We start from the raw sequence: 12,427 nt of genomic DNA on the forward strand, positions 1-12,427 counted from the left end.
GATCACCCGAAAGGGTGATTTCCCCATTCGCCCTGCTACCCGAGGTGACAGACAGTCCGCGCGGAGTTGCCCGCAAATGCCTGAAAGGCCGGCACCGGGCGCGTGCCGGGCGAACTTGGCCGCGGTAACAAATGCCCGACGAAACGCCTAGGGCACCGGCGCCGCGCTGACTGCTCAAGCGAATATCCCCGCCCAATCACCCGAAAAAGGTATTCGCCTGGCGCCTGGGCTCCTCGACAATCAGCGCTACCCAGACCCTTGGCCGCGCGCCCCGAGGCGCCCGGGCCGCCCCGTGGAGATCCCGATGTCGCCTCAGCCGGTCACCGCCCTGCCCCGCCCTCGTCTGCAAGCCTTGCTGCTGCGACGCGACTACCGCCTGCGCCTGCTCTGTGCGCCGGCCGGTTACGGCAAGAGCGCACTGCTGCGCGATTGCTTCGAGCAACCGGCAGCGCAACGGCCCAAGGTGGTGTTGAACATGGCGGGCGGCGACTGGTCACTGCGCAGATTCGCCGTCACCCTCGCTGCCCTGCTCGGCCTGGCGCCCGTGGAGGCAGCCGAGACCGCGCTGCTGCAGCATCTGCAGAACCTCGATGCCCCGTTGAACCTGGTGCTGGACGATTACCCGGAGAAGCCAGACGCAGACCTCGACGCGTGGCTCGACAGGTTGCTCTGCCATTGCGCAGCCCCCGTCCGACTCTGGGTCAGTTGCCGGCAGCGGCCGAACTGGAACCTGCCGCGGCTGTTCCTCGAAGATCAATTGCTGGAGCTGGGCGCTACCGCGCTGGCCTTCAGTCGCGAGGAGTTCGACAGCCTGGCCAGTTGGCTCCACAGCGAACCAGGAACCGCCGAGCAGGCCGAAATCTGGCGCCAGACCCAGGGCTGGTGCGCCGGGGCGCGGCTCTTGCTGGGCATGCCGCAGACGGGTAGCCAACAGGCGCACCTGGGCGACTATCTGCGGCGCGAACTGCTCGCTCGCCTGACGCTACAGGAACGCGAGCTGCTCGCCCGCCTCGCCTATCTTCCGCGCTTCTCACTGAGCCTTTGCGCTCAACTCTGGGACGCGCCGGAGAGCCATGCCGCAATCCAGCGTCTGCTGCACAGTGGCGCGTTCTTCCACGATGTGGATGCCGACGGGCATTGGCAACGCCTGCTGCCTGCCGTGGCGCGGGCACTACAGGGCGAAGTGGCGGACAGCGAGCTGCAAGGCCTGCGCCTGCGTGCCTGTGGCGCTCTGGCCGCACAGGGCTTCATCGAGGATGCCATCGGACTGGCGCTCGACGCAGACCAGCCCGAGGTAGCGGCCAACTACCTGGACCGTCTCAGTCCCAACTGGCTGCTCGCCGCCGACAACCTCCACAGCATGCGCGGTTGGTGCAAGCGCCTGCCGGACTGGTTGCTGCACAGCACGCCGGGGCTGATCTTTCTCAACACCAGCGCCTTGCTGATCAACTACAACCTCGACCAGGCACAAGGCTGCCTGGCCCAGCTGGGGGCCTTCCTGCCGCAGCCCGAGGCCAGCGCCAATCGTCACCTGCTGGCGGTCTGGCAGGCGTTGCAGGGCACGCTGCTGGGGGCTCAGGGCCACGCCGAACAGGCCCGGGAGTACTGCCAGACTGCCCTGGAATACCTGGGCGAAGATGATTGGCAGGTGTCCTACATGTGCCATTCGACCCTGGCGCGGCTGGCCATGGCCAACGGTGACCCGGGCCTGGCCAGACAGCTTCTGCTCGGTGCCGTGGAGCAGGCGCGACGCCAGGAATGCCTGGCCAGCGAAGTGCTGATCAACAGCGAGCGCATCGCCCACATGATTCTCACCGGGGAGCTCGAGCTCGCCCAGGCCTTGCTGCAGGAGAGCCTGCAATTGCTGCGCGAAGACGGCTACCGCCACCGCATGCAGCTCGGTCGCCTGCTGGTCATGCAAGGCAAGCTGCAGTTGCAACGGGGTGAACTCGGCGCCTGCGAGCAAAGCCTCAACGCTGCGCTGGAACAGACTCGCGAGCAGATCGGCCCAGGGCAGATGCACAGCCTGCTGGGCTTGTCCGAGGTGGCTGCGCAACGTGGTGATTACGCTTTGGCGTTCCGTCACCTGCAGGATGCCGAGCGACGCATGCAAAGGTTGAACGTCAACGAATACGGCTATCGTGGCGTACTGCACCTGCAATCGCTGGCGATCCTGGTGCAACAGCGCAACTGGGAACAGGCCCTGCCGATGGCGCGGCAACTGGAAGACTACCTGCGCGGACCGACCGCGCGCCTGGCAGCCCTGCAGTCTCCCTCTTTCCTGCCTCGCAGCCAGTTGCTGCTGGCCCAGGCCGAGCAAGGTGTCGGCCGCCTGGTGGATGCCGAGAAACGCCTACGTACCCTGCACCGTGAGTGCCAGCGCCTGAACTTCCATGGCTTGCTGCGCAAGACCGAGCGCCTGCTTGAACGCCTGGCCCAATCGGCATGCCAGCCTCCCTGTGCCGCCGGTGGTGAACCGTTGCCCAGCCAGTCCTTCAATCTGCTGCTGGGCACACCACGGGCAGGCGCGCTGCAAGCCCCCAAGCACTCGCCACTGCCCGGTGCCCGGCGCGACGACAAAGCACTCACGCTGCGCGAGGTCTCGGTGCTGGAGTTGCTCGCCGAGGGCTTGTCCAACCAGGAGATCAGTGAGCGCCTTTACATTTCACCGAACACCGTCAAGACCCACACCAAACACATCAACCATAAACTCGGGGTCAGTCGCCGCACCCAGGCGATCGTCCGAGCGCGCGCCATCGGCGTGCTGGCCTGAACTCAGGCAATCAGCCCGCGAGCCCTGGCAATGGCCGCTGCCTCGGTGCGGCCGTGGGCGCCAAGCTTGGCGTTGATGTTGCGCAGGTGGGTCTTCACCGTGTGCTCGGACAGCGCCATGCCTTCGGCTATCTCGCGGATCGGTAACCCCCTTGCCGACCAGCGCAGCACTTCCAGCTCGCGGGCGCTGAGCTGCTCTTGCGGTTCGACGGCGGCCACCTCTCCCTGCTCGGCAAAATGTTTCAGCAACTCGGCGAGAAACCCGGGGGCGATGCCCAGGGCACTGGCGCGTGGTTGATATTTCAGCGCCCAGCGTTGCAGCAAGGCGGCCATTGTCGGGCCCTCGTCGAGGAAGCTGCGTAACAGGCGTTCGTCTGCCGCAAAATGCAGCGCCCGCGTCAGTTGGGCGAAAGCCTCGTCACCGCGACCCAGGCCGTCCGCCGCCAGGGCCAGTAGCTGGCGCAGCTTCAATGCACGACGCCGGTGACGGTACTTCTCGGCTTCATCAAGGGCGGCCTTCAGGCTTTCGCAGGCGGCGGAGAACTGCCCTTGGGCGATGCGCAGGCGCAAGCGCGCGATAGCGGGCGTGCTGTCATCGCTGCCAAGGAAGATCACGCCGCGGCGCTCCCAGCCGGCGTGCCGCTCGGCCTGCTGCACGGCCTGGGTCGCCGCGTCCAGGCGCCCCTCGAGCGTCGCCAGCCGCGCACGCTCCACCCAGACGGCGGAGAGAATCCGCGGCGAGCCGGTTTCCCGTCCCAGGCGTTCCAGTTCCGCGAGGTATTTGCTCCACTCCTGGCGCTCGCCCCGCAGGGCCGCCAGGCGTGCGAGCAGGATGCAGGCGAGGATGAGGACATCCAGCGGGCCGCTGTCCATGGCGAACGAAAGGTTTTCACCCAGTAGCCGCTGGGCCTCTTCTACGTCGTTGCGCTCGTAGAGCACCAGCGCGTACAGCAACTCCAGTGGGACCTTGGCGGCGAACACCCGCGCGTCCGAGGAAAATCGTTGCTGGCGGAAGCCTTCCAGCCGCGCGGCCGCGCTGCCGAAACGACCATTGAGCAGGTCGATGATGCTTTCCGCATTCACCGCTACCGTGCTCATCGCTCCAGGCTGTCGGGCCGAATCGGCATGCCGGCTGGCGGAAAGCAGCGCCCGCGCCTCGTCGTAATGGCCACAGGAAAGCAGGCTGTAGGCAAGGGTGTTGGCCACGGCAAGCGAGGCGAAACTGCCGTCGCGGGGCAAGCGGCCAAGCAATGCGCGGCCCACCTGGCAGGCGTCCTCGACCTGGTCGAGCACCGCCAGCATGATCAGCCGCAGTGCCTCGCCGTCGAGCTCGCCGTCGCGACGCTCGACCACTTGGCGCGTTTCGGCATAGCGTCGATTGAACAGCGCCGCCCACCCATAGGCAAAGGCCAGGCCGTGGCGTTCGCGCACTTCCGCTGGCAACTGCTCAAGCCAACGCAGCATGCGTCGCGTGCGGCCAGCCTCGAACAGTCCCTGCAAGTGCTCGGCAATCCGCCCGGCTGCCAGTTCGGCATCACCGGCCAACAACAACTGGTCGATGCCCTGGGCTGGCTGGCCGTGGGCGAAGTACCACTCGGCGGCGCGTTGGCGCAGCGCCTGCACCTCCTCCGGGGCCTGGCGGGTAAAGGTGGCGCAGAGGTGGCGGGCGAACAGGCGGTGGTAGCGGAACCACACGCCCTGATTGTCGCGCGGGTAAATGAACAGGTGGCCGCGCACCAGGAAGTCGATGTGCTCCTGGCTGTCGTCACGGACGAACAACTCGTCGCAGAGAGGGGCACAGAAGCTGTCGAGCAGGCTGGTGCGAAGAATGAAGCTCCGCTGATCATCCGTCAGTCGCGCAACCACGGCTTCGGCCAGGTAGGCGGCCAGGTCGGCATCGACCTCGGCGAAAGAGTCGATGAATGCCTGCGGGTCCGGGCGTCCCTGTAATGACATCGCCGCCAATGCCAGGGCCACGCCCCAGCCCTCGGTGCATCGCTGCAAGGCGCCAACCTGGGCATCGTCCAGGCTCAGCCCGGACTGTTCGCGCAGAAAGCAGGCGGTCTCCTCCAGGCTGAAACGCAGGGCCCTGGGGGTCAGCTCCAGGAGCTGGCCGCGGGCGCGGATACGCGCAATTCCGATGTCCGGGGTGGTCTGCGAGGCAAGGATCAGTCGGCTGTCGGCCGGCAGCATGTCGAGCAATTGCTGGACAAAGCGCAAGAGAGCCGGCGCCTGCACTTCCTCGAACTCATCCAGAACGATGTCCAGCGGCCCGGGGTGCAGGGCGATGCGCTCCAGCAGCGCGTGGCTGGACAGCTCACCTTCGTCCAGCAGCGGCAGGGAGGCGTCCAGCTCGCCGAGCAGTCGTGCAAGATCGTTGTCCAGGGTGCCCATGTCCAGCCACAGCAATGCTCGACCGCAAGCCAGACGCTGCTCGCGATACTGGCGCAACAACGTGGTCTTGCCGAATCCCGCGGGGGCACGCACCAGCACCAGGCGGGCGTCCTCGGCCTCGAGCAGGCGCGCGAGCAGACCGCTGCGCGGCAGCACGTGGCCCTGGTCAGTGGCGCTAAGCAATGGAAGGAAATCAGGCACGACGACGGCTCCTGCGAAACACGCCGGCATCTTGCCACGCCCCCAGGCGCCTGGCACCGCACTCTCTCTGCACAGAGGCCGCCGGGGCAGAAAAACCGCCATAAATCATCCCTTCTAGGTAGGAACGGGCCGGCGGCGCTCCCTAGCATCCGTGGCTTGGCCGGCGCTGCCAGTGTTCGGGGCGCGCCTTCGAAGCGCATCGCAAAGAACAAGAGAGAACTCCATGGCAGGCCCCCTCGCAGGTGTGAAAGTTATCGAAATGAATGCCATCGGCCCCGCGCCGGTGGCCAGCATGATCCTCGCCGACCTGGGCGCCGATGTGATCCGCGTCGACCGACTGGCGGCCGGTTTCTTCGATGGCGACGGCAGCCAGCTCGGCCGTGGCCGCCGCAGCATCGCCATCGACCCGAAGAAACCCGGAGCGACAGATGTGCTGCTGCAATTGATCGATGGCGCCGACGTATTGATCGAGGGCTTCCGCCCGGGGGTCATGGAACGTCTGGGCCTGGGCCCGGAGCTGTGCCTGCAGCGCAACCCGAAGCTGGTCTACGGGCGCATGACCGGCTGGGGCCAGGACGGCCCGCTGGCTCCCACCGCAGGCCATGACCTGAACTACATTTCGCTGTCCGGCGTCCTGCACGCCATGGGGTACGCCGACCGCGCGCCCACGCCGCCTTTGCACATGGTCGGCGACATGGGCGGTGGCGCCATGTTTTTGGTCACCGGCGTCCTCGCTGCCCTGTTCGAGGCGCAGAAGTCGGGCCAGGGCCAGGTGGTCGACGCGGCCATCTGCGACGGCACGACCCTCCTCGCCAGCATGTACTACGAGCTGCGCCATCAGGGCGCCTGGAACCCTCAGCGGCAGAGCAACTTCCTCGACGGTTCGGCGCCCTTCTACGGCTGCTATGCCTGCGCCGATGGCAAGTTCGTCTCCATCGGCCCGATCGAGCCTCAGTTCTACCAATTGCTGCTGCAACTCTGCGAGATCGACGACCCGACCTTCGCCGCCCAGTGGGAACGAGCCGAGTGGCCGGTGTTGCGCGGCAAGCTGGAAGCCATGTTCCGCTCCCGCAGTCGTGACGAGTGGTGTCGTCTGCTGGAAGGCAGCGACGCCTGCTTCAGCCCGGTGCTGGATTTCAACGAGGCACCGCAACACCCCCACAACCAGGATCGCGGCCTGTTCTTCGAAAGCGATGGTGTGCTGATGCCCTCCCCCGCGCCACGCCTGAGCCGAACCCCGGCCGCGCCTGGCAAGGTCGTGAAGAACGGTTCGAACACCCTGGAAATCCTCGCCCAGTTGGGCCTGGATGACAGTGCTATCGCCACCCTTCGCAGCAACGGCGCCATCGCCTGAGGAAGCCCAACCCATGAGCATGAAATTCTCCGGCAAGGTGGCGTTGGTCACTGGCGCCGCCGGTGGCATCGGGCGCGCCACCGCCCTGGCGTTCGCCGGCAGTGGGCTGAACGTCGTGGTCAGCGATCTCGACCGCCAGGGCGGCGAAGAAACCGTCCTGCGCATCCGCGAGGCGGGCGGCGAAGCCTGCTTCATCAGCTGCGACGTCGCCCAGGAAGAGCAGGTCCGAGCCTTGCTTGGCGGTTGCGTCGCGGCCTACGGTCGGCTCGACTACGCAGTCAACAACGCTGGCATCGAGGGCCGCAAAGCGCGAGTGGCGGAATGCGATGCCACGCATTACCAGACGATCATGGGCGTCAACGTCGCCGGCGTACTGCTCTGCATGAAGCATCAGTTGCCATTGCTGTTGGCCCAGGGCGGCGGCGCCATCGTCAATACCGCCTCCATCGCCGGCCTGATCGGCGCGGCGCGGATGAGTATCTACAGCGCCTCCAAGCACGCGGTCATCGGCCTGACCCGAAGCACTGCGCTGGAGTACGGACGCAGAAACATTCGGGTCAACGCGGTGTGCCCGGGCATGATCGACACCGACATGCTCGACCGCATCCTCGCCAGCGAATCCGCGCACCGCGACCAGGCCCTGGCGGCCCACCCCATGGGCCGCGCCGGGCGCCCGGAGGAAATCGCCGAAGCCATCCTCTTCCTTTGCAGCGACAACGCCAGCTACATCAATGGTCACGCACTCACGGTCGACGGCGGCTCCACCGCACAGTGAGCCCGCTTTAGCCTGGCGGGGCACTTCGGCCCCGAAGGCTAGTACCTGGACGGCGTCGTGCAGTTCAACCGCTTCGACCTTAAGGCCCGCGCCAACGACGCCGGCTCGCTGAAAACCCGTGGCCATGGCGTTATCGCATCGCTGGAAGCCGGCTAGGGCAGCAATCGGCTGTGGATTTAACCGGTGACCAGCATCATCGCCTGGGCAATACCTGTGGTTAGCCACATGGTGTCACGCGGCGCACCGTTCTTATTCAGCCGGCCGAGCCAGGCGGTAGCGCTTTTACCGCGCCCGGAGAGCATGACCTCCTCGGAGCTCAGCGCTACCCATGCGATGAGGGCGCCTGCTGCGCCCGCGCCTGGATATCCTGCAGAGACTCATCATCATGCACGGCCACACGCGAGTCCCCTCCGACTTTGCGGTGTTACGTAAAGCTCGCCGCCTTCGATCAGCGACAGACCTGAAGTGGGCTTTAGTCTCCCAGTCAACGCTGGAGCAGGAGTAGTACCAACGATCCCACTCCTGATCAAAGTGGTTGTAGCAAGAAAATTTTTTATGCTCTCTGGCTGAAAAAGCCGCTCTTTTAGTAGTATCGAAACCCGCCTGGCATCTGAAATCTTGTAAAGTTTGACAGCTCGTCAATAACTCTTAGAGAGCTCTCCGCAAAAAATAGGCTCTTGTCGAAGAGGAGCTTTCTAAATACGATTTGCGGGAATCAATCATTGACGGAGACGCCTATGAGTGAAACCCCAGAACTGCGCCTCAGCGTGATGCCCGGCGTGGATGTTTGCTGCCGCACGGAAGCGGGTGCTTCCTATGTTTTTGATCTGATTAAGATCCTAGATGCACCTATTCGGCAGTTCCAACGGATGCAGTCGGCTCCGCTCCTGAGAAAGTTTGCAAGTGATTTAATTGAGTGCCATATACGAGAAAACCTACCCAGCCCAAAACATGCAGCTCAGTTGCGTAGCAGAGTTTACAACTTGACAGAGCTGCTGACAGCGGCAGATCCCAATAGAAGCGTTAGTTCACTGAGTGGCGCCGATGTTACGATGCTGCGTACTAAACTGCATCAGCATCTGGAGCGTTACTCTGACGGGCAAGGCTCTACACTTGATCGCTATTACTCCTTATTTAACAGATTAGTGCGAGCAGCTAAGAAGGAAGGATACGTCTCAGAGGACTTGGTAGTCGAATCCTCCTACGAGCGCCCGACACTGGATGTGACGCCTCCATTTGGTCTTTCAGATCTGCAGAAGTTGTTTGACGGCTATATCTATCAAGTTAATGGCGACGAAGGTCTAAAACCGTCATGGGATCCGCAGTCGTTTAAGTTTTGGCTCGTCCCCCTCGGAGCGTTCTGCGGGCTTAGGCTCAACGAAATTTGCCAACTACAACTCAAAGATGTTCAGCCTGAAGAGGCAATGTGGATCATCCATGTAAACGACGATGGCAAACATCAAAGTATCAAAACGCCACATTCGCGCCGAAAAATCCCGATTTCACAGTTGCTGATCGATATGGGATTTCTAGAGTTTGTGGAGGAAAGGCGGATCGAATGCGAAGGGAAAGAGACAAGCCAGTTGTTTCCGGAATTATCGTTTAATGAGATGCATCTCTTCTCTCGTCAGGCCAGTCGATTCCTGATGGGGTATGACCGCGTAGCTGGTTACCTGGATCGCAGTTGTGGGGTCGCGACCAGCGAGGGGGGATGGGGCGCACGCAGCCTTCGCCGCACGTTTGCTGAGCAGTTGCGGCAACGGGGCGTTTCGGCTGAGATCATTGCGGATTTACTGGGGCATGCAGACCCTACAGGTTTGGAGGTCACCCGGCCCCACTATGCGGGTAAAACGCTGCTGGCCGCGAGAAAAGAAGTTCTCGAACTTCATCTGAACTACGGACTGGCACTGACTCATGTGCGCTGGTGCAACTATCGTGAATTTCGCAGAAGGGTAGGCAAGCGAAAAACCAGGGGCACTAATCGCTCTCGCTGACCTAACACCACACGCGCAGGATGCGCGATCCTTAGTCTCTCTCACCAAGCTCTGTGCCTTTCTCAGAATTCCTTCTCTAAAGCACCATCGCCATCCTAGGCGATATTACCCAATCTCTCTTATCCTTCAAATTTATCATTGCTTCGCGTTGAGCGAGGCTTATGGCCGATTTCATCTTTTTCGACTCTATACGCCTCAGCTAATAGCCCCATAATTTCATCGCTGGTTGGCGTGAAGTTTGTAACAGCAAGCCCGGTCAGCGCGCACGCCAACCATAACTTTGTCAATGCCTTCCTGTCTGAGGCACGAATTTCGACGCTGCTCCAGCCCTTATTCCTGGCAAGCTCGGCCATGGCTAAATATATGGTTTGATTCTGCCGACTGTTTGTAACGATCCTGTCTCCTCGATCTGAAAAAGCTGGCTTTGTGCAGCGCTTTTGATTTCGCCAATAGTAGTCCCTAGTAGCGTCGCTAGAGCTTTCACATCTAAACCGTCTAAGAGCGTTTGACCAGTTCTTATCAGGAGGCCCCAGCTTGCGGATTTTACCTTCAGCTTCTCCTGGAGCTGTTATGTTGGACTGTTTCATTTCGAGTTTTGACTCTGTCGGCTTTAGTCTTTCTAATTCGTCGACGATGTCTCGATGCTGGGCCTCGTCAAAATTCAATCTTCTACTCAACTTGCTCCATGACCAGTCTCGATTGAGTTGACTACCTTTAAAAATAGGCCCCTTCGACATTTGGAATGAGATACCGGAAACTCGCCCACTTTGTGAGCGCGTTAGAATTATCGACAAACCGATCTTTCGGCATATCTGAATGAATCCTCGAAACTCAATATTGCCTAGCCCTAGTATCCTGCCTAGATGAAATTTCACCTTTCTTTTTTCGCTTTGATCACCAGTCCGCTTTTCCATTTGAATAGAACCATGATCAAGTGCGATGTCGGCCACCACTTCACCACGAGATATCCGATTGGGTGTACGGTAAAGTTTGTACTTAATTTCTAGTTTCTCTGCTGCGCTCTCCCACAGGCGATAGTCATGACGCGGGTTCCATATTTTCCCGTTTCCGCAAACGGTGGAGAACAACACATGGACGTGTAGATGCTGGGTGTCACCATGAACCACATAGAGCGCGAGTCGTTCACCTGGGGCAACATCGCCAACCAACTCCCTCGCAATTTCGACAGCTCGTGACGGGTCGACTGGATCCCTAGGAAAAGCTTTGCAGCCAGGGTAAAAACTAACGGTTACGCTCTGCGCAATCGATTTTGGCTCCTTTTTATTTGCCCTATGCTGCGTTGTCCATTTTCGAACTAGATCACTAAATGTTTTGGCATAAGCTGTTGCGGAGCTACTTGGATTCGGAGGGAGCGCATAGGTGGCCGCAGCCAGTAACACACGTTCACCATCAGGGAGTCGCTCGCCCTTATTGGAGAGCAAGTAATTTACAAGTCTCTGTGCGGAAATGATGTCAGCAACTTTTGAGGTTTCGACGATCATTGGAATGCCGCCCACAGAACCTCTAAGGAGTGCCAAATCCGAGCGAGGTCAGCGGACGTAATTGAGTCCCCGCGGTTGGCGTGCCTAGCCAGCTGATTCAGGTTGTTGCCGATTCTGGATAACTCTTGGACAAGACTCGCTGGAGCGTGACTTTCTCTTCTAACGATAATTTCTTTGCCCAACAAAACGCTGCGCAGATAGTCGGAAAGGCTCATCCCCTGCTCGGTAGCCAGGCGAATGAGCTCTCTTTTTTCCTCGTCCGAAACACGCACGTCGATTCTGAGACTTCTCATATATTTGCCTTTTTTATTATTCTTATTATACGGCTGAGAACGCAGTGATTGGCCGTCGAGCGTTTTGTCAGGACAAATGTACACACGTTAGTGGATGCGGTTTGTCCTGACAGAACCTTTGCTCGCCGGCCTTTTATTGTTAACAAAAAAGCAGGAACGAATCAACAGCCCTGTAATTGGCAAGATATTTAATTCTATTATGATTTATCAGATGGACCAACGCAGATTGAATCACAACGCTTCCATACCGCAGAGCGCTCATACTAAAAACTGAGACAATCGACTTGCCCTACCCGCCCTCTCGCAAACCATACGTGCAGCGCCGCACTATTGACCTTGCCCGCTGCAATAAACTTTTGCACGCGAAGTGGGGACTTCACCCTCCATAATCGGGTCATCGGCAAACTCACCATCTACCGTCTCGACCAAGAACGACGAGCCACCCTGCGAGGAAAAGACTGCCTCATAGATATTGAGAACCTTTTGGCACTCTTGCTTAATAGCTATGCCATCGTGCGAGCAGAAGAGAACATAAAGAGTATGCCGACTCCATACGGGATCGGCAGCCAGATTAACTGCATCCGCCAAAGACCTGATCAGATAGGTTCGCCAGAATACAGAGCGATCATCAATTGCTCGGAGTAAAAAGCTCCATCGAGACCCTTCTATCTCGACAATTCGATAGCAGGCCCGATTGACTCCTCGATTGAAAATCGCCCCTCGGATCTCCGCATCGTGATCGCGAAACTCCTCCAACACGCTAAAGCTCATGGTTCATCTCCTTCGGATTTACGACGAGACGCTCTTCTTGGTAGGCGTTCGTCTTGCAGCTGACGGCCGATGTCGTCTCCCTGAGCCCACAGATCAATGTCCCCTGCCAGCCCTAGGGCCTCTAGCACTCGTGCATAGCTCCCCAATGCAACACCTGGATCTCCGCGCTCAATTTTGTTGAGCGTCTCCCGAGAAATTCCCGCGTTGTCGGCGACAACCACCATGGAAAGGTCCCGTCTCAGGCGCGCTAGACGGATCCGCTCACCAAATCCCAGCAGCAGACGCTCCAGCATCGGGTACAGATTAGGACGCTCACGACCCATTGATTACTCCCATCAAAATGTGCATTTAATGACTATAGTATTTGGCAT

The 12,427-nt window shown here is 60.4% G+C and carries 10 protein-coding genes; 5 read left to right on the plus strand and 5 right to left on the minus strand.

The window, feature by feature from the left end:
* The first annotated feature begins 304 nt into the window (after positions 1 to 304).
* On the plus strand, positions 305 to 2,773 hold the full coding sequence (locus tag IB273_RS07410) for a LuxR C-terminal-related transcriptional regulator (RefSeq protein ID WP_192223689.1): 2,469 nt from the start codon (positions 305 to 307) through the stop codon (positions 2,771 to 2,773).
* Between the two features lie 2 nt (positions 2,774 to 2,775).
* Here the strand turns inward: IB273_RS07410 and IB273_RS31730 are convergent, their stop codons facing one another.
* Positions 2,776 to 5,367 (minus strand): LuxR C-terminal-related transcriptional regulator, encoded by a 2,592-nt coding sequence (locus IB273_RS31730; RefSeq protein WP_192223690.1) that lies wholly within the window; start codon positions 5,365 to 5,367, stop codon positions 2,776 to 2,778.
* A 223-nt stretch (positions 5,368 to 5,590) separates the two neighbouring features.
* On the opposite strand from IB273_RS31730, the gene IB273_RS07420 reads away from it, so the two are divergent.
* The 4 genes from IB273_RS07420 (at position 5,591) to IB273_RS07430 (ending at position 9,490) form a co-directional block, all read left to right on the plus strand.
* Complete coding sequence (locus tag IB273_RS07420; RefSeq protein ID WP_192223691.1) at positions 5,591 to 6,721, plus strand: CaiB/BaiF CoA transferase family protein; 1,131 nt, start codon at positions 5,591 to 5,593, stop codon at positions 6,719 to 6,721.
* A gap of 13 nt (positions 6,722 to 6,734) precedes the next feature.
* A complete protein-coding gene (locus IB273_RS07425) occupies positions 6,735 to 7,496 on the plus strand; it encodes an SDR family oxidoreductase (protein WP_192223692.1) in 762 nt (253 codons plus the stop codon).
* Positions 7,497 to 7,541: 45 nt separating this feature from the next.
* Entirely contained in the window at positions 7,542 to 7,652 is a 111-nt protein-coding gene (locus IB273_RS31735; protein ID WP_318652472.1) for an autotransporter outer membrane beta-barrel domain-containing protein, read from the plus strand.
* Between the two features lie 581 nt (positions 7,653 to 8,233).
* A complete protein-coding gene (locus tag IB273_RS07430) occupies positions 8,234 to 9,490 on the plus strand; it encodes a tyrosine-type recombinase/integrase (RefSeq protein ID WP_192223693.1) in 1,257 nt (418 codons plus the stop codon).
* A 119-nt stretch (positions 9,491 to 9,609) separates the two neighbouring features.
* Here the strand turns inward: IB273_RS07430 and IB273_RS07435 are convergent, their stop codons facing one another.
* From IB273_RS07435 to IB273_RS31885, 4 genes are all read right to left on the minus strand, one after another.
* Entirely contained in the window at positions 9,610 to 10,992 is a 1,383-nt protein-coding gene (locus IB273_RS07435) for a relaxase/mobilization nuclease domain-containing protein (protein ID WP_192223694.1), read from the minus strand.
* Positions 10,989 to 11,285 carry a plasmid mobilization protein gene (locus IB273_RS31880; protein ID WP_192223695.1) on the minus strand — a complete coding sequence of 99 codons (297 nt, stop codon included), beginning with the start codon at positions 11,283 to 11,285 and terminating at the stop codon, positions 10,989 to 10,991. The genes IB273_RS07435 and IB273_RS31880 overlap by 4 nt, the downstream gene beginning before the upstream one ends.
* 327 nt (positions 11,286 to 11,612) lie before the next feature.
* Positions 11,613 to 12,056, minus strand: coding sequence for a hypothetical protein (locus IB273_RS07445; protein WP_192223696.1), 444 nt, complete (start codon positions 12,054 to 12,056; stop codon positions 11,613 to 11,615).
* Positions 12,053 to 12,379: a helix-turn-helix domain-containing protein gene (locus IB273_RS31885; RefSeq protein ID WP_412548064.1), complete on the minus strand. Its 327-nt coding sequence runs from the start codon at positions 12,377 to 12,379 to the stop codon at positions 12,053 to 12,055. The genes IB273_RS07445 and IB273_RS31885 overlap by 4 nt, the downstream gene beginning before the upstream one ends.
* Positions 12,380 to 12,427: the final 48 nt, after the last annotated feature.

It is taken from the genome of Pseudomonas sp. PDM19 (genome assembly GCF_014852215.1).
In the GTDB taxonomy this organism is placed as follows: domain Bacteria; phylum Pseudomonadota; class Gammaproteobacteria; order Pseudomonadales; family Pseudomonadaceae; genus Pseudomonas.